This window comes from Aliirhizobium cellulosilyticum, from assembly GCF_014198105.1.
Lineage (GTDB): Bacteria > Pseudomonadota > Alphaproteobacteria > Rhizobiales > Rhizobiaceae > Neorhizobium > Neorhizobium cellulosilyticum.
In genome coordinates this window covers 216,214-232,617 of sequence record NZ_JACIGW010000004.1, presented here as the reverse complement: position 1 = coordinate 232,617, position 16,404 = coordinate 216,214, and the positions used below count along the sequence as shown (strand labels likewise).

At 59.7% G+C, this 16,404-nt stretch carries 15 protein-coding genes; 12 read left to right on the top strand and 3 right to left on the bottom strand.

Features of this window, described 5'->3' with window-relative positions:
- Positions 1–3: 3 nt before the first annotated feature.
- The gene (locus tag GGE33_RS18280) at positions 4–792 is read left to right on the top strand and encodes a discoidin domain-containing protein (RefSeq protein WP_183826229.1); all 789 of its coding nucleotides are present in this window, start codon (positions 4–6) and stop codon (positions 790–792) included.
- A gap of 32 nt (positions 793–824) precedes the next feature.
- Here GGE33_RS18280 and GGE33_RS18275 read toward each other — a convergent pair whose 3' ends face one another.
- Positions 825–1,562 carry an FCD domain-containing protein gene (locus GGE33_RS18275; protein ID WP_148146991.1) on the bottom strand — a complete coding sequence of 246 codons (738 nt, stop codon included), beginning with the start codon at positions 1,560–1,562 and terminating at the stop codon, positions 825–827.
- 261 nt (positions 1,563–1,823) lie between these two features.
- On the opposite strand from GGE33_RS18275, the gene GGE33_RS18270 reads away from it, so the two are divergent.
- A complete protein-coding gene (locus tag GGE33_RS18270) occupies positions 1,824–2,690 on the top strand; it encodes an SMP-30/gluconolactonase/LRE family protein (RefSeq protein WP_246436243.1) in 867 nt (288 codons plus the stop codon).
- A 54-nt stretch (positions 2,691–2,744) separates the two neighbouring features.
- Entirely contained in the window at positions 2,745–4,424 is a 1,680-nt protein-coding gene (locus GGE33_RS18265; RefSeq protein WP_246436241.1) for an acyltransferase, read from the top strand.
- 19 nt (positions 4,425–4,443) lie between these two features.
- On the opposite strand, the gene GGE33_RS18260 is transcribed toward GGE33_RS18265, so the two are convergent.
- Positions 4,444–5,343, bottom strand: a complete 900-nt coding sequence (locus GGE33_RS18260; protein ID WP_183685630.1) for a LysR family transcriptional regulator — start codon at positions 5,341–5,343, stop codon at positions 4,444–4,446.
- Positions 5,344–5,462: 119 nt separating this feature from the next.
- Between GGE33_RS18260 and GGE33_RS18255 the strand changes: the two genes are divergently transcribed.
- Entirely contained in the window at positions 5,463–6,395 is a 933-nt protein-coding gene (locus tag GGE33_RS18255) for a VOC family protein (protein WP_183685633.1), read from the top strand.
- A gap of 55 nt (positions 6,396–6,450) precedes the next feature.
- Here GGE33_RS18255 and GGE33_RS18250 read toward each other — a convergent pair whose 3' ends face one another.
- Positions 6,451–7,014 carry a hypothetical protein gene (locus GGE33_RS18250; RefSeq protein WP_183826226.1) on the bottom strand — a complete coding sequence of 188 codons (564 nt, stop codon included), beginning with the start codon at positions 7,012–7,014 and terminating at the stop codon, positions 6,451–6,453.
- A gap of 220 nt (positions 7,015–7,234) precedes the next feature.
- Here GGE33_RS18250 and GGE33_RS18245 point away from each other — a divergent pair, with 220 nt between their 5' ends.
- The 8 genes from GGE33_RS18245 to GGE33_RS18210 all read left to right on the top strand — a co-directional run bounded on the left by GGE33_RS18245 (position 7,235) and on the right by GGE33_RS18210 (position 16,384).
- Positions 7,235–8,146: a helix-turn-helix domain-containing protein gene (locus GGE33_RS18245; RefSeq protein ID WP_210303767.1), complete on the top strand. Its 912-nt coding sequence runs from the start codon at positions 7,235–7,237 to the stop codon at positions 8,144–8,146.
- A 457-nt stretch (positions 8,147–8,603) separates the two neighbouring features.
- A complete protein-coding gene (locus GGE33_RS18240; protein WP_183826222.1) occupies positions 8,604–9,296 on the top strand; it encodes a hydrolase in 693 nt (230 codons plus the stop codon).
- 66 nt (positions 9,297–9,362) lie between these two features.
- Positions 9,363–9,653: a XapX domain-containing protein gene (locus GGE33_RS18235; RefSeq protein WP_183826219.1), complete on the top strand. Its 291-nt coding sequence runs from the start codon at positions 9,363–9,365 to the stop codon at positions 9,651–9,653.
- Positions 9,653–11,635, top strand: coding sequence for an amidohydrolase (locus GGE33_RS18230; protein WP_183826216.1), 1,983 nt, complete (start codon positions 9,653–9,655; stop codon positions 11,633–11,635). Before GGE33_RS18235 ends, GGE33_RS18230 begins: the two co-directional genes overlap by 1 nt.
- Positions 11,636–11,964: 329 nt before the next feature.
- The gene (locus tag GGE33_RS18225) at positions 11,965–12,408 is read left to right on the top strand and encodes a DoxX family protein (RefSeq protein ID WP_183826212.1); all 444 of its coding nucleotides are present in this window, start codon (positions 11,965–11,967) and stop codon (positions 12,406–12,408) included.
- Entirely contained in the window at positions 12,405–14,009 is a 1,605-nt protein-coding gene (locus GGE33_RS18220; protein WP_183826209.1) for an MFS transporter, read from the top strand. The genes GGE33_RS18225 and GGE33_RS18220 overlap by 4 nt, the downstream gene beginning before the upstream one ends.
- 313 nt (positions 14,010–14,322) lie before the next feature.
- Positions 14,323–15,159, top strand: coding sequence for an alpha/beta fold hydrolase (locus tag GGE33_RS18215; RefSeq protein ID WP_183685820.1), 837 nt, complete (start codon positions 14,323–14,325; stop codon positions 15,157–15,159).
- Between the two features lie 220 nt (positions 15,160–15,379).
- Complete coding sequence (locus GGE33_RS18210; protein ID WP_183826206.1) at positions 15,380–16,384, top strand: LysR family transcriptional regulator; 1,005 nt, start codon at positions 15,380–15,382, stop codon at positions 16,382–16,384.
- The last annotated feature ends 20 nt before the right edge of the window (positions 16,385–16,404 follow it).

Sequence of the window (16,404 nt, the reverse complement as noted above, 5' to 3'; positions counted from 1 at the left end):
GGAATGGAACTGAGACTGAAGGTAGTAGGCGCAAGCGGTGTTGTCCGTTGCGAGACGGCCAATACGGACGAGGCATTTCTCATTTTCCGTGACGCTTACGAAGATGGTGACCGGGTTGTGGTCGAGGCCTCAGAAGCCGGGCATGTCGTGCTTGCTCTCGATGATGCGATGAGCCCGACACTCGTCTACCTGAAGGGCAGGGATTACGCTCTTGCTGTTCCCTTCGATATCCGCCGTGCGCCCTATTCGCCGCGCGCTTTCGTTGGCGAACTGCATCGCCTGCATGTCCGCAAGGCTCGCGCCGAAGAGGTGGCGCAGCGCCGCAATCTTGCGCTCAATCCGTGGGACGACAAGGGCAATACGACGCTGTTCCCGCATGCGGAAGCAAATGTCCAGACCCGCGGCGAGACCCAGTTTGCCGCGCGAAACGCCATCGATGGTGAAAAGGCCAATGATGACCATGGGCGCTGGCCCTATACCAGCTGGGGTATCAATATGGACCCGGCGGCGGAACTGACGGTCGAGTTCGGCCGGCCCGTCAAGGTCGACGAGATCGTACTCTATCTGCGTGCCGATTTCCCGCATGATGCCTGGTGGAAAAATGCCAGCGTCACGCTCTCGAGCGGACAGGTACACAGCTTTTCTCTGGTGAAAACCGGCAATGCGCAGAGTTTCAGGATCGAAGAACAGCAGGTGGAGTGGGTCAAGCTGCATAGCCTGATCAAGGCCGAAGACCCTTCGCCCTTCCCGGCATTGACGCAGATCGAAGTATGGGGTCGCGATATAGGCTGAGCCTATCGTTAGTCCCGGTTGGTCAGCGAGGGTCAGCCGGGGATGGCACGCGAGTTGCGCAGCAGTTCGCGATAGCGGGCCTGGCTGCCTCTCAGGTGGTCGCGCATGGCGTTGCGTGCGGCCTCTTCGTCGCGATCTGAAATCGCCATGACGATAGCTTCGTGTTCCTTGTGTATCAGGCGGCGATAGGCGGTCTGCTCGGCAAAATCCGGGTCCGGCAGCGGGCGTGATTGAGGGATGACGGCGGTGCCGTGAAATTCCAGATGCTGGCGAAACAGTGGATTGTTGGTCGCCTCGGCGATTGCGACGTGAAGCGCCAGATCGGCCTCACGGATCGATTCATTTTCCTCGATGCAGCGCAGGACCTGCCTGTGACATTCGAAGATCGCCTCTTCCTGAGCCGGCGAGCGACGCGCAGCGGCAAGGCCGGCCGCCTCGATTTCCAAAGGTGCACGGACTTCCAGCACTTCGAGATCGGACGATACGCGTGCCTTGTCGACAATTCGGGCCGGTGTCATCTGAAAGGCTGGATCGAGCACGAAAATCCCTGCACCTTGCCTGACCTCGACAATGCCATCCGATTTGAGCGCGGCAACGGCCTCACGAATGACCGTGCGGCTCACCTTGTGGGTTTCGGTCAGCTCCACCTCGCTCGGCAATTTCTGCCCGGGCGAATACTGCCCGCTCGAAATGGCGTGCCGGAGGCTTGCCCCCACTTTTGAAACCAGTGATCCCGGTCCCTTTTGCCGAACCTTGGTCTGGACCGTCACAGCTGTTCCTCGCGATACCGCGGATAGGTCGAACCGATTTCCGGCATATCCGCATGCTTCCTAAATAGGTATGACAAATTTCAATTATTATCAATCGCAGAAAGATGATCTCCAGAGGTTTTGCGTCCAATTGACGCTTTTAAGTTGAGGGAAACGAAAGCTGGACGCAGGTATTTGTCTGCTGTATCTCTCGAAATCGAGCGCAGCCATTTTAGTCATATGATGACATGCGCGGCAGCATTTCGGGAGGATGCAGGCGTCATGGCCATGAATGACATTTTCGATCAGCGTCGTTGCGAACTCGGGGAGGGTGCCTTCTGGCATCCGCAGCGTCAGCAATTCTTCTGGTTCGATATCGTCAACAATCTGCTCTTGAGCCGGGAAGGCGACAAGCCGCTTGAATGGGCATTCGATGAGAACGTGTCGGCCGCCGGCTGGCTTTCCACCGATGAATTGCTGGTCGCGGGAGAAAGCGGCCTTTCGAGCTTCAATCTCGTATCCGGAAAATGCGAGCCCGTCGCCGCATTCCCGCATGATCCGATCCTGCGATCCAATGATGGTAGGGCAGACCCCCATGGTGGTTTCTGGATCGGCACGATGGGCAAGCGCTCGGAACAGGAAGCCGGAGCGATCTGGCGTTACTGGCGCGGCGAGTTCCGCATTGTCTTCGACAGGATCAGCATCACCAATGCCATCTGCTTCGATGCGGAGCGTTCGCTTGCCTATTTCTCCGATACCCGCCTGAAAAAGATCTGGCGTGTCCGGCTGGATGGGCAAGGCTGGCCCTCGGGTGAACCGGACCTGTTCGTCGATCTGACCGAGGTAGGCCTCAATCCCGATGGCGCAGTAATCGACGCCGCGGGTAACCTGTGGAGTGCCCAATGGGGCGCGCGCCGGGTGGCCTGTTACGCATGGGAGAGCGGAGAGGAAATCGCCGCCGAATATTTCGAGGCGACGCGCATATCCTGCCCGGCTTTCGGCGGTGCGGATATGCAGAGCCTTTTTGCCACCTCGGCCTGCCAAGGCATGGGCGCCGAGGCACGCGAGGCCGAACCGCTGGCCGGCATGACCTTCGAGCGCAAACTCTCCGTCCGCGGGGTTAGCGAGCCGCAGGTAATCCTCGGCTGATCCCTTGCTCCGGCAGACGGAACCCGATGCTGCAGGCATGAACAGGAAAATCGGATGAACCACGCAATGCAGGCAGACCCTGATACGGACGAGGCGGTTCTGGAGCGCAAGGCCCGGCTGGAGTTCATGACTTGGGAGCGCAAGCCGGCTGAAACCGACGGTGCTGACCAGAGGGCGTTGAAGCAGAAGCTTGCGCGCTCTGCCAATGCGCGGATTGCCGATACGGCCTATATCGCCGAGGATGCGCGCATCTTCACCACGTCGCTCATCGTCGGCCACCGTTCGTGGATCGCGGCCCATGCGCTGGTTCGCGGAGATATCGAACTCGGCTCGAACTGCTCGGTCAATGCCTATGCCTGCCTCTCGGGAAAGGTGCGTTTCGGGGACGGCGTGCGGATCGCCTCGCTGGTCTCGATCGTCGGCTTCAATCACGGTTTCGATGACCCCGACACGCCCATCAATGACCAGCCGCACGAGATCAAGGGCATCGTCATCGGCGACGATGTCTGGATCGGCGCCAATGCGGTCGTTCTCGATGGCGTGACGATCGGCAACGGAGCGGTGATCGCGGCAGGCGCGGTCGTCAACAAGGATGTGCCGCCGCTGGCGATCATGGCCGGCGTGCCGGCAAAGCTCATCCGCCGTCGCGGCGAAAAGCCGGTGGCTGCAAAGTCCCGCCGCGGCGAAGTGGAAAAAGCGCTTCGTTCGATCAGTGGCATGGCGGAAAGCCAGTGGCGGGATGTCCTGAACCATTATCGCCGGCCTGAAGGTTATGTCTCGCCGGATGCCAGCGGTGTCGCCAGCGAGAGTTCCCGGCATCAATGCGACGCGATCGAAATTGCCGCAGGTTTTGGTGCTCCGCCTTCCGGCGACGAGGCGAAGGCGATCATCGATCGCCTGCAATCGATGCAGGACTCGCAGACCGGGTTGTTTCCCGATCCCTACACACCCGCCGATCCGTCTCTGCCGGTTCTGGAGGATAACCTCTCTCTCTATAACGTGCTGGCAGTCGGCTATGCTCTCGAAATCCTCGGATCCAGACCGAAATACCGGGTCGCCAGTGCGGAAATGGATGCGGTCGCCCTATGCGACTGGCTGGACGCCTTGCCGTGGAAAAAGCGCGCCTGGCGTTGCGGCGATCGCATCGATGGCATCGCGACGGCGCTTTATTTCAATGCGCGCTATTTCGAAAGCGGCGAGGGGCGAGACAGGGGGCGTGAAGTCCTGTTCGGCTGGCTGGCAACCCATGCCGACCGCGCCACCGGCCTTTGGGGGCATCCGACCGCGGAGCAGGGGCTTCTCCAGCCTATCAACGGCTTTTATCGCCTCACGCGTGGAAGCTATGCGCAATTCGGCTTGCCCGTTCCGCATCCGGATGCTGCGATCAATTCGGTTCTGACCCACTACCGGAATTACGAGGGTTTTTCCGGCGAAAACTACACCGCCTGCAACCTGCTCGACACGATCCACCCGCTCCGGCTTTGCCTCAAGCAGACGGATTTCATGCGCGCCCAGGCAGAGCTCGTGGCTGAAGCCATCATCCTGCGCGCGCCGGAACGGTGGCAGGCCGGGACCGGTTTTGCCTTCGCGGATGGTCAGCAGGCCGGCCTGCAGGGCACCGAAATGTGGCTTTCGACCCTGCATCTCGCCGCCGACCTTCTAGGCCTCAAGGATCAATTCGCCTTCGTGCCGCAAGGCGTGCATCGCACCCGCGCTGCCGGGCTGGGCATTTAGGTCAGTCGGGGATCGCTCCTCAATCAAGCATGACCATGTAGGACGCCACCTGTTCCTCGAAAAATTTCGAGAAGGAGGCGATGCGCGGCGGCAGGGCCTGATAGGGCGGATAATAAAGCGTCAGCCAGAGTTCCGGCGGCGCCCAGCCCTGCAGCACATGAACGAGGCGACCGGTTCTCAAGTGTTCGGCAATGTGGAAGCCGGGCAGCATCGCAACGCCGGCGCCGTCGGCCGCCATGTCTGCAAGCACCTCGCCATTGTTGGCGCTGAAGGCGCGACCGGCCGAAATCGTCATGCTTGAGCCGCCATCCGAAAGCACCCAGTTCTCCCGCCGGCTCTCGCCGCTATAGGCAAGGCAATCGTCAGGCGAAAGCTCGCTCGGATGCTGCATGTCGACGAAACGGCTGCCGGGAGCGGCAACCAAAATGCGCGGCACAACGCGGATCTTGCGCCAGATGGTGAACTTGTCTGAGGGCTGGGACGAGATGCGGATCGCCAGATCGTAATCGTCGTCGACGATGTTGACGAGACCATCGGAGAGCGAGATCTCGAAGCTCATCTTCGGATAACGTTCCTTGAAGCCCGAAAGGATCGGCGGCAGCACCGCCTTGCCGAACCATGTGGGGGCGCTTATCCGCAGCCGCCCCTCATCGGTCTTGTGGGCGTTCATCACATCCCGGCGCGCATTTTCAAGCGCCTCTATGGCCGGCTGGACCTGCGCCGCAAAAACCGCACCGTCCGTCGTCAGTGAAACCTGCCGCGTGGTTCTGACGAAAAGCTGGACGCCAAGATCGGTTTCCAGCGCAGCGATGGCACGCGTCACCGCGGCCGGCGTCATGTCGAGTTCACGGGCGACCTGGGCGAAATTTCGCTTTTCGGCGGCAAGCAGAAAGATCCTGAGGGCTTTGTAATCGTTCATCTGATTATTTCAAAAATTGCAACTCAATCGAAAGCAATATTGCAATTCCGCGCGCTGATCAATCGGCCTAAATCTCTGTCCACGAACACAGACAACCGCCGAGAAAGAAAGGCACTCAGATGATCAAGGATATCAAGGGACTGCACCACGTCACGTCTATGGCGTCGGATGCCCGTCAGAACAACCGCTTCTTCACCGAAACGCTCGGCCTGCGCCGGGTCAAGCAGACCGTCAATTTCGACGATCCCAGCGTCTACCACCTTTATTACGGTGACGAAAACGGCTCTGCCGGCACGGTCATGACCTATTTCCCGTTCCAGCACATGATGCTTGGCCGCCCGGGCGTCGGCGAAGTCGGCGAAACCCAGTTTTCGATCCCCAAGGGCGGATTGAAGTTTTGGCAGGACCGATTTGCTGCACAGGGCGTCAGCGGGCTTGAAACCGATACCGTCTTCGGTGCCAACCGGTTGCGGTTCATGGGGCCGGATGGCGATGCGCTGGCATTGATCGAATCTGCCGATGACGGCCGCAAGCCCTGGCTTGCGGAAGGGATCCCCGATGATGCGGCGATCCGCGGTTTTGCCGGTGCACGTTTCAACCTGCACGACACGGCGGCGACGGAAGAACTGATCGGCTTCATGGGCTATCAGCGCGCCGAAACCGAAGGTGATGTCACCCGCTTCATCATCCCCGGCGGCAATGGCGCCGATACGATCGATCTGGTTTCCCTGCCGAAAACGCCCTTCGCCCGTCAGGGTGCAGGCTCGGTGCATCACATCGCCTTTGCCGTCGACAACCGTGAAAAGCAGCTCGAAGTCAGAAAAGCGCTGATGGATACCGGCTATCAGGTAACCCCGGTCATCGACCGCGACTATTTCTGGGCGATCTACTTCCGCACGCCGGGCGGCGTGCTGTTCGAGATTGCCACGAACGAGCCTGGCTTCAACCGTGACGAGGATACCGCGCATCTTGGTGAAGTGCTGAAGCTGCCGACTCAGTACGAGCCCTTCCGCGACCGCATTGAGGCCAATCTTGAGCCGTTGGCTGCGTAACGGCTGGTAGAACAACAAAAATTGAAACGCCGCGTGTCCCAGTGACCGCGGCGTTTCAATGTTGATGCCGGGAGCGTCCGTAGCGCTTGGCAATATGGGCGTTGAACGCCAGCGCCACATGCACAAGCAACCGGTCGCGCACATCATCGGCCATGTCGAAAAGCGGCATCAGGGCCGCGCCGATATTATGCACGGTGCGATCCTCGATCCCCCGACAGATCGCCAGATCCTCGACGCGCGGTTCGCCCGCCTCGTCGGCAAGCTCTGCCAGGTGCTGGCGCGGAATATGGAAGACAAGCGCTTCGAAGCCGCCGCGTATCGCAATGCCCGCTCCCTGTCTCAGGCTGATCAGGCAGATGGAGCCTTTCGGATAAGACTTTATCGGTGCCGCCGGCCTGTCCGGCCAGACATCGCGATGCTCGACATCTGTCAGATAGAGTACGACGAGAAAGGCGTCATCGGCCGGCAGGATAACCGGCTGGTCGACATCCTCGTAATTGCGCCAGAGATGGGTGATGGACAGTTCCGCCCGCCGCAGCGGCCTGGTCACCATCAGGCGGGCATTGTCCGTTCCGAAATATTCGGCAATCCTCTCGCCTACGGGCAATGCTTCACTCACATGCGTCTCGCTTGTTCCCGTTTCGGCAGCTTCTGTGCCGTTCGTGACGGGTATTGAGAAAGGTTGCAGGGTCCGGTTAGCCATTTCGACTGAAGCGGTATGGCGTAATCAATCATAATCGACAATCATGTGCGGTATAGAACGGAATAGACTAAATCTCGCAGCCATGGCATCAAATAGCGTGTCACCCATAAGCGGTTGAAAGAGAAAGTAGTGCCCCTTGCTCCGTAAATCCATTAGCGGGTCGAAATATTCTGCCGGCCAGAAAACCGACAGTTTCGGATGCCCTTTCGACAAACTCTACAAGGATCAATCTCTCCAGGGGGCGGATATCTCTTTTTTCCGCAAGGGCACGCGTGAGAACAGGATCGAGCAGGTCGTAACGCCTGCCAGCGATCGTGGTTTTGCCATCGGCATATCCACGCTTGCAGGTCACACACGCCGGATCTTCCACGAACATCATTCGACCACCCACGCCTTTGAAGAAAATTCGCTCTACATCCGCAATCTCGCCGAACCCTACAGGGCCGATCTCATCGGGGCATTTGACATGCTCCTGCTTGAAATCTCCCCGGCGTCGCTGAGAAAGATTGCCGAGGAGGCCGATTTTTCCGGCGTCGCAATGTTGGACGCGGAAACCGCGTCGATCGACCCGGTGCTTGCCAATCTGGTGCGCGCGCTGATCCCGGCGTTGGAGCGACCGGAGGAAGCGAGCAAGCTGTTCGTCGATCAGTTGGCAACGGCGATCGGCACGCATCTGGTCCAGCGTTACGGCGGCAAGATACAGCCACCCTTGAGCCGATCAAGGAAACTGTCGCGTGCACATGAGGCGCTTGCCAAGAATCTTCTTCTCGAAAACCTCGATGGAGACATATCCATTCTGGATGTCTCGCGTGCCTGCAATCTGTCGCGAGGCTATTTTATCCGCGCCTTTCGCGAAACGACCGGCGTGACACCCTATCAATGGCTCCTCAATGAGCGGATAATGCGCGCACGCGAATTGCTGAAAGGTTCGGAGGCGCCGCTTTCCGAAGTGGCCATCGCCTGCGGTTTTGCCGACCAGAGCCATTTTACCCGCGTTTTCACCAATGTCGTGGGAACGACGCCCGGGCACTGGCGGCGCAACGCCTGAGCGGAAGCCGCTGATTTAAACGCTATCGGCTGCCGGCGCAGAGGTCTGCAGCCCCGCGGCCGTTCTTGCCGTCTGTCAAACTAACGTTCCTAACGTTCAATCCGCAGGACTTTAAGACAAGACCCTTGCCGGTAATTAAGCAATTTTCCGCAGAGCGCCGAATGAGTGTTTGGCCACGGCCAACGATGCGAGCTGTAGAGAAGGTGCAACTACATTGTTTCGAAAATCGCAATTCATTCGAAATTAATATTGCAATTCCGTGAATTTCAAAATCGCTTTAGGTTCCTTCTCAGCAGCCAAGATGAACGAGAGTGAACGGAGCGGCAAAGCCTGAAAGGCTCCGAGAACTTGAGAACTTCCTGAAACGAGCGCCGACACCCCGGCGCCCGCGGGGTGCTGCTGCCAAGTCAAAACCTGCCGCATCAGCGGTTCAAAAAACGCACAGAGGAACCTTAAAATGTCCAAGCTCGAAGTCCTGACCCCGAAGAACAGCCAGCTTATCTTCATCGACCAGCAGCCGCAGATGGCTTTCGGCGTTCAGTCGATGGACCGCCAGGTGCTGAAGAACAATGTCGTCGGCCTCGCCAAGGCCGCCAAGATTTTCGACATCCCGACCACCATCACCACGGTCGAGACGCTCTCCTTCTCCGGCCACACTTTCCCGGAACTGCTGTCCGTCTTCCCTGAAAACGATATCCTCGAACGCACCTCGATGAATTCCTGGGATGATCAGAACGTTCGTGACGCGCTTGACAGGAACGCAGCAAATGGCCGTAAGAAGATCGTCGTTTCGGGCCTGTGGACCGAAGTCTGCAATACGACCTTCGCGCTGTCTGCACTGAACGACCGCTCCGACTTCGAAATCTACATGGTTGCCGATGCCTCCGGCGGCACGACGGCCGACGCCCACAAATACGCGATGGACCGCATGGTTCAGGCTGGTGTTATCCCGGTCACCTGGCAGCAGGTGCTGCTCGAATGGCAGCGCGACTGGGCGCACCGCGAAACCTATGACGCCGTCACCTCGCTCGCCAAGGAACATTCCGGCGCCTACGGCATGGGCATCGATTATGCCTACACTATGGTTCACGACGCTGCCGAGCGCGTCACCCACGGCAAGCGCATCGGCCCGAACCCCGCCAACAAGTAGGGCCTGATGAAACCGCTCCGATAGCCCCTGATCGGAGCGGTTTTCTGTCACCGAGGAGGTTTCCCCATGAAAGTCTATCTTCTGTCTCTTGGCGCCGGTCTTCTGGTCGGCATCGTCTACAGCCTGCTCAACGTTCGTTCGCCAGCGCCGCCGGTCATCGCTCTCGTCGGTCTGCTCGGCATTCTTGTCGGCGAACAGATCATTCCCCTGGCGAAAACCCTGTGGGCCAAGGAGCCCGCGGCGATCTCATGGATCCAGCAGATCAAGCCGCACATGTTCGGCCACATGCCCAAGGGCAATGAGCGCACTGCCGATCTCGCCGGTAGTCAGATCTCATCGACAAAGGAGCAAGGCTGATGCCGACGCGCCGAACCCTTCTCGGCGCGGCGTCCAGCCTCGCCTTTCCTTCGCTTTTTTCGTCGGCCCGCGCTGCCGATCCCGTCAAAACCGGAACCGATACGATGAATCCCGACACCATTCTCCATAACGGCCGGGTCACCACGCTCGACCGCACCAATCCAAATGCCACGGCCATCGCCATCAAGGATGGCCTGTTCCAGGAGGTCGGCACCGATGCCGAGATCATGGCGCTTGCCGGTCCCGACACGAAGATAGTCGATCTCAAGGGCAAGCGCGTCCTGCCCGGCCTGATCGACAACCACACCCACGTCGTGCGCGGCGGCCTCAACTACAATATGGAGCTGCGCTGGGATGGCGTCCGCTCGCTGGCGGATGCCATGGACATGCTCAAGCGCCAGGTAGCGATCACGCCCGCCCCGCAATGGGTGCGCGTCGTCGGCGGCTTTACTGAGCATCAGTTCGCCGAAAAGCGCCTGCCGACCATCGAGGAAATTAATGCGATCGCCCCCGATACGCCGGTCTTCCTGCTGCATCTTTATGACCGAGCGCTGCTGAACGGCGCTGCTCTTCGCGCCGTCGGTTACACCCGCGATACGCCGAACCCGCATGGCGGCGAGATCACCCGCGATGCCAACGGCAACCCGACCGGTATGCTGCTCGCCAAGCCGAATGCCGGCATCCTCTATTCGACGCTGGCCAAGGGGCCGAAACTGCCCTTCGACTATCAGGTCAACTCCACCCGCCATTTCATGCGCGAACTCAATCGCCTCGGCATTACCGGTGTCATCGATGCCGGCGGTGGAAACCAAAATTACCCGGACGATTACGAAGTCATCCAGAAGCTTTCGGATGAAAACCAGCTCACCGTTCGGCTTGCCTACAATCTCTTCACCCAGAAGCCGAAGGAAGAGAAGGAAGATTTCCTCAACTGGACGCAGTCGGTCAAATACAAGCAGGGCAACGATTATTTCCGCCACAACGGTGCCGGAGAAATGCTCGTTTTCTCCGCTGCTGATTTCGAGGATTTCCGTCAGCCGCGCCCGGAAATGGGCCCGGAAATGGAAGGGGAGCTGGAAGAGGTCGTGCGGGTTCTGGCCGAAAACCGCTGGCCTTGGCGCATGCACGCCACCTATGACGAAACCATCTCGCGCTCTCTCGATGTGTTTGAGAAGGTCAACAAGGATATCCCGCTCGAAGGCCTCAACTGGTTCTTCGATCATGCCGAGACCATCTCGGAACGCTCGATCGACCGCATCGCAGCGCTTGGCGGCGGCATCGCCACCCAGCATCGCATGGCCTATCAGGGCGAATATTTCGTCGAGCGTTACGGACACGGCGTTGCCGAAGCCACGCCGCCGATCCGCCGCATGCTCGACAAGGGCGTCAACGTTTCGGCCGGCACGGATGCCACCCGCGTCGCTTCCTATAATCCGTGGGTATCGCTTTCGTGGATGGTGACCGGCAAGACTGTCGGCGGCATGCAGCTTTATCCGCGCGCCAATTGCCTCGACCGCGAAACCGCGCTGCGCATGTGGACCGAAAAGGTCACCTGGTTCTCCAACGAAGAGGGCAAGAAGGGCCGCATCGAAAAGGGCCAGTTCGCCGATCTCGTCGTGCCGGACAAGGACTTTTTCTCCTGCGCCGAGGACGAGATCTCATTCCTGACCTCGGACCTGACTATGGTCGGCGGCAAGATCGTCTACGGCGCAGGTGAATTTTCCGCACTCGACGAAAGCAATATTCCGCCTGCCATGCCGGACTGGTCGCCGGTGCGCAAGTTCGGTGGTTACGCCGCCTGGGGCGAGCCGGAAGGCGCCGGTGCCCGCTCGTTGCGCCGCACGGCGATTTCGACATGCGGCTGCGCCAGCGACTGCGGCGTCCATGGTCATGACCACGCCGGCGCATGGACCTCGAAACTGCCGATCGCGGATATGAAGGGCTTCTTCGGTGCGCTCGGATGCTCCTGCTGGGCGGTGTGAGGCCGGGGCATAGGGCTGTCGGATAAGAAGCACCCCCCCCTCTGGCCTGCCGGCCATCTCCCCCACAAGGGGGAGAAAACCAACCGCAAGCGCCTGACTCGATTGAGCTTCGGCGGATCAGCTGGGTTAAGCCCTCACCCTTGTGGGGAGGGTGGGGAGGGGCCTTTCTGTCCTAGGTGACAGCCTATTCGATAGATTTAATTGCGATTTTCGCAATTAAATCTGAATTTTTACTGCAATTGTTGGCGGCAATCTTTCCGGCCAATATCGCTCCATCAACAGACAACAGCGCCGCTCGGCTCGACCGGCCAAACCCTAGAGGAGCAGACATGACCGATCATTCTCCAGCCGCAACGCGCCCGGGCACATTGCTCACCCGTGTAGTCACCGCCCCTGCGACGCGCTCAATCGCACTTCTGGCTCTTTGCGCTGCCTATATCCAGGGGCCGCTGACCAAGATCTTCGATTTCAACGGCGCTCTGGCCGAAATGGAGCATTTCGGCCTGCATCCGGCCGGCTTCTTCGCCGTTGCCGTCATCGCCTTCGAACTGACCGCCTCCGCCATGGTCGTGTCCGGCTTCCTGCGCTGGGCAGGCGCGCTTGCGTTGTCGGGCTTCACGCTTCTCGCAACCTTCATTGCCCTTCGCTTCTGGGAAATGGCACCCGGGATGGATCGCATGATGGCCACGAATGCCTTCTTCGAACATCTCGGCCTCGCTGGCGCTTTCGTCATCGTCGCCGCAATCGATCTGACTAAAGGACAAGGCAAATGAGCGCCGCAACATCCAAGTCTGGCGGAGGCAGCTTTGCCCCGCTCGCCCAACCGGTCTTCGCTGTCCTCTGGGCGGCCACGGTTCTCGGCAATACCGGCAGCTTCATGCGTGATGTCGCAAGCTCCTGGCTGATGACGGATCTTTCCGCATCGCCGGCCGCCGTTGCCATGGTTCAGGCGGCAGGCACGCTGCCGATCTTCCTGCTCGCCATTCCGGCGGGCGTACTCACCGACATTCTCGACCGCCGCAAATTCCTGATCGCGGTGCAGATCCTGCTGGCATCGGTTAGCCTCACGCTGATGGCGCTCGCCCATACCGGCCTTCTGTCGATCAGCTCGCTGATCGCGCTCACATTCGTCGGCGGCATCGGCGCGGCGTTGATGGGGCCGACATGGCAGGCGATCGTTCCCGAACTCGTGCCGCGACAGGATGTCAAAAGCGCCGTGGCATTGAATTCACTCGGCATCAATATCGCCCGGTCGATCGGCCCGGCTGCCGGTGGTCTCCTGCTTGCCGCCTTCGGGGCAGGTGTCACCTATGGTGCGGACGTTGCGAGCTATATCGTTGTCATCGCCGCTCTCGTCTGGTGGCCGCGGGCAAAGAACGCCAATGATGCACTTGCAGAAGGTTTCTTCGGCGCATTCCGCGCCGGCCTTCGATACACCCGTGCCAGCCGTCCGCTGCATGTCGTGCTTGTCCGTGCCGCGATCTTCTTCGCCTTTGCCAGTGCCGTCTGGGCGCTCCTGCCGCTGGTAGCGCGGCAGTTGCTTGGCGGTGATGCCAGCTTCTACGGCATCCTGCTTGGTGCGGTCGGTGCCGGTGCCATCGGCGGTGCGCTGATCATGCCAAAGCTTCGTCAGCGTCTCGATGCCGATGGTCTTCTGCTCGGTGCGGCGATCATCACTGCGCTGGTCATGGGAGCGCTTGCACTCGCCCCTCCGAAATGGCTCGCCATCGTCGTTCTTCTTTTCCTTGGCGCCGCCTGGATCACGGCTCTCACCACGCTCAATGGTGCTGCCCAATCCATCCTGCCCAACTGGGTGCGTGGCCGCGGACTTGCCGTCTACCTTACCGTCTTTAATGGCGCGATGACGGCAGGCAGTCTTGGCTGGGGTGCGGTCGCTGAAGCTGCCGGCATTCAAGGAACGCTGCTGATCGGCGCTGCCGGATTGCTCGTCGCCGGCGTGATCATGCACCGCCTGAAACTGCCGACTGGCGATGCTGACATGATCCCATCCAACCACTGGCCCGAGCCGCTTGTTGCGGAACCCGTCGCCCATGACCGCGGCCCTGTGCTGATCCTCATCGAATACCATGTCGAAAAGCACCACCGTACAGCCTTCCTGCATGCTCTCGACGAACTCTCCCAGGAACGCCGCCGAGATGGTGCCTATGGATGGGGTGTGACCGAAGACAGCGGCGATCCGGAAAAACTGGTGGAATGGTTCATGGTCGAATCCTGGGCCGAGCATCTGCGCCAGCACAAGCGGGTCTCGAATGCCGATGCCGATCTGCAGGGTAAAGTGCTCGCTTATCACAGCGGCCCGGAAAAGCCCGTCGTGCGTCACTTCCTGACAATTAACCGGCCCGGTACGGCTTGAGCAGAGACGGAGAGGCGGTGTCCGCCGCCTCTCGTGATAATTTCAAAAATCGCAATTAATTCGAAATTATTGATGCAATTGTTGGCTGCAATATTTTTCGACAATATTCGGTGCATCAGACACGCATACCTTGGCTTTCAAAACCACACGGACACCCCCGGAGTTCAAGATGACCAACACGATCCTCCCCCTCACTCGCCGCGGCGCTTTGCTCTCCGGAGCTGCCGTTGCTGCAACTCTCGCAATTCCAACCTCGTTCACCCTTGCAGACAATGCTGCATCCACCAAGCACCCCACAGAAGGAAACAAGACCATGGCTTATGTAACCACCAAGGACGGCGTCGAAATCTTCTACAAGGACTGGGGCCCGAAGGACGCCCAGCCGATCGTTTTCCATCATGGCTGGCCGCTGTCGTCGGACGACTGGGACGCGCAGATGCTGTTCTTCCTCTCCAAGGGCTATCGCGTCGTCGCCCATGACCGCCGTGGCCATGGCCGTTCTGCCCAGGTCTCCGAAGGTCACGACATGGACCATTATGCAGCCGACGCATTTGCCGTCGCCGAGCATCTGGACCTGAAGAATGCGGTCCATATCGGCCATTCTACCGGCGGCGGCGAAGTTGCCCGTTATGTCGCCAAGCACGGCCAGAAGGCCGGCCGTGTCGCCAAGGCGGTTCTCGTCTCTGCCGTCCCGCCGCTGATGCTGAAGACCGACAGCAATCCGGAAGGCCTGCCGATGGAAGTTTTTGACGGTTTCCGTTCTGCACTCGCCGCCAACCGCGCGCAGTTCTTCCGCGATGTTCCGGCCGGCCCGTTCTATGGCTTCAACCGTGACGGCGCCAAGGTTCAGGAAGGTGTGATCCAGAATTGGTGGCGTCAGGGCATGATGGGCGGCGCAAAGGCACATTACGACGGCATCAAGGCCTTCTCCGAGACGGACCAGACAGAAGACCTGAAGGCGATCACCGTACCGACGCTCGTCCTGCATGGCGAAGACGACCAGATCGTTCCGATCGCTGATGCGGCACTGAAGTCGATCAAGCTTTTGAAGAACGGCCAGATCAAGACCTATCCCGGCTTCTCGCACGGTATGCTCACCGTCAACGCCGACGTCCTGAACGCCGATCTGCTGGCGTTTATCAAGGGCTGAAATTGAACAAGGGCCGCGGCATTGCATTGCCGCGACCCTTTCTGTCTGCGCCGGATAAGGACGCAGTGAGATTTGTTCCTGTTTCATGACAATGATCAATCTCCCCCTGCTCTCGATGCTTTAGCCATTATTTCGATCCCCCGCCTCGGCGGACGGCATTTCGCAATGCCAGCCCTCAGGCGATCGAAATGAAACGTCTATGCGAAAGAGCCCGGTTCCCATGGCCCTTCCTCCCAGCTCCCGCCAGGTGCGCGCCTTTCTGGCCCTTGTGCAGCATCTGAAATTCACCCGCGCGGCCCAGGAACTGAACGTCTCCCAGCCCACATTGACGGTGCAGATAAACCAACTCGAGGAACAACTGGGCATCAAGCTATTCGACCGCAACAAGCGGCGCGTCGAGCTGACACCGGCCGGGCGCAACATCCTGCCGCTGATGGAACGCCTCGCCATGAACATGGACGAGATCCTGCTCGCGGCAACCGACCTCACATATGCGCGCAGGGGTATAGTCAAGATCGCCGCCCTGCCATCGGTTGCGGCAAGTTTCCTGCCGCGTGCGATCATGGTTTTCCGCGATCAGAACCCCGGCATCGAGATCAATGTCTGGGATGTCGTCGGTGAAGATATTATCAAGCTGGTAAAAGCCGAAGAAGTCGATTTCGGCATTGGCACGCGCATCAGTTCCGACCGGACGATCAAGGTCGAGGATTATGTGTCCGATAGCCTCTGTGCGTTCTTTCCTGTCGACCACCCGCTGGCCAATGCTGCGCCGGTTCTGCAGATCAGTGACTTTGCCTCCTATCCGCTGGTACTGACGCGAAAAAACAGCACCGTCCGGGTGCTTTTCGAGCGTTCGATGGAGCGTGAAGGCTGCGAGGTGAGCGTCGTCATGGAAGCCAACTACATGTCGACGGCGCTGAGCATGGTGCGGGCAGGGGTCGGCGTCGCCATTCTGCCGACCTCCGCCGTCGAGGCAGGGAATATGACAGGTCTTGCCTACAAGCTCGTGGATGCTCCCTGGTTCAATCGCCGGGTGGGCATTATCCGCAAGGCGGACCGTTCACTCCAGCCGGTCGCGCAGCGTTTTATCGAAACCATGCACAGCATGCCGGATCTTCGCACCGACGAAAGTTTCAAATCGGTCCGCAGGCTCGATAAGGTGCCGGCCAGAACATCAGGACCGGGGGGCGGCAGATCGGATGGTTTACTGGCCTCGGCTCCATGAGGGTCGGCCTGATCGGCCGC

Excerpts from the sequence above, each read along its gene's own strand:
- GGE33_RS18270 (WP_246436243.1), top strand. The coding sequence starts at position 1,824 with ATGGCCATGAATGACATTTTCGATCAGCGTCGTTGCGAACTCGGGGAG.
- GGE33_RS18255 (WP_183685633.1), top strand. The coding sequence starts at position 5,463 with ATGATCAAGGATATCAAGGGACTGCACCACGTCACGTCTATGGCGTCG.
- GGE33_RS18265 (WP_246436241.1), top strand. The coding sequence starts at position 2,745 with ATGAACCACGCAATGCAGGCAGACCCTGATACGGACGAGGCGGTTCTG.
- GGE33_RS18240 (WP_183826222.1), top strand. The coding sequence starts at position 8,604 with ATGTCCAAGCTCGAAGTCCTGACCCCGAAGAACAGCCAGCTTATCTTC.
- GGE33_RS18235 (WP_183826219.1), top strand. The coding sequence starts at position 9,363 with ATGAAAGTCTATCTTCTGTCTCTTGGCGCCGGTCTTCTGGTCGGCATC.
- GGE33_RS18220 (WP_183826209.1), top strand. The coding sequence starts at position 12,405 with ATGAGCGCCGCAACATCCAAGTCTGGCGGAGGCAGCTTTGCCCCGCTC.
- GGE33_RS18215 (WP_183685820.1), top strand. The coding sequence starts at position 14,323 with ATGGCTTATGTAACCACCAAGGACGGCGTCGAAATCTTCTACAAGGAC.
- GGE33_RS18210 (WP_183826206.1), top strand. The coding sequence starts at position 15,380 with ATGGCCCTTCCTCCCAGCTCCCGCCAGGTGCGCGCCTTTCTGGCCCTT.
- GGE33_RS18230 (WP_183826216.1), top strand. The coding sequence starts at position 9,653 with ATGCCGACGCGCCGAACCCTTCTCGGCGCGGCGTCCAGCCTCGCCTTT.
- GGE33_RS18280 (WP_183826229.1), top strand. The coding sequence starts at position 4 with ATGGAACTGAGACTGAAGGTAGTAGGCGCAAGCGGTGTTGTCCGTTGC.
- GGE33_RS18260 (WP_183685630.1), bottom strand. The coding sequence starts at position 5,343 with ATGAACGATTACAAAGCCCTCAGGATCTTTCTGCTTGCCGCCGAAAAG.
- GGE33_RS18225 (WP_183826212.1), top strand. The coding sequence starts at position 11,965 with ATGACCGATCATTCTCCAGCCGCAACGCGCCCGGGCACATTGCTCACC.